The sequence below is a fragment of the Pseudoalteromonas sp. BMB genome, from assembly GCF_001709235.1.
Taxonomy (GTDB): domain Bacteria; phylum Pseudomonadota; class Gammaproteobacteria; order Enterobacterales; family Alteromonadaceae; genus Pseudoalteromonas; species Pseudoalteromonas maricaloris.
Genome location: NZ_MBQA01000102.1, coordinates 1 through 288 on the forward strand (window position 1 = coordinate 1; position 288 = coordinate 288).

General features: G+C 70.5%; 1 pseudogene. It reads right to left on the reverse strand.

Going from position 1 to position 288, the window contains the following annotated elements:
• Window positions 1-243 (reverse strand): annotated as a pseudogene (locus tag BB427_RS23795) (ISL3 family transposase); the annotation flags it as partial.
• Window positions 244-288: the final 45 nt, after the last annotated feature.

A 288-nucleotide genomic window follows, 5' to 3' on the forward strand; every position in this document is an offset into this window, starting at 1 on the left:
GATCTGCACGGCGTCGCGGAAGTCCTGCCCGCGGTCAGTGAGCCACGCCCCGTACACGGCGCCGGAACGGCCCGGGACGAGGTCGAGCAGCCGGGCACGGGTCCGGCCGTCCTGGTCGCGGGTCAGGTCGACCATTCCGGTGAGCATCCGCGGGCCACGCGTGCGCGGATCGACGTGGTGCCACACGTGCTCATCGACCCCGAGCACCGTGACACCGTCGAACCGGGCCGGGTCGGCCTCCAACGCTTCCAGGTGGGCTGTCTCTTATACACATCTCCGAGCCCACAG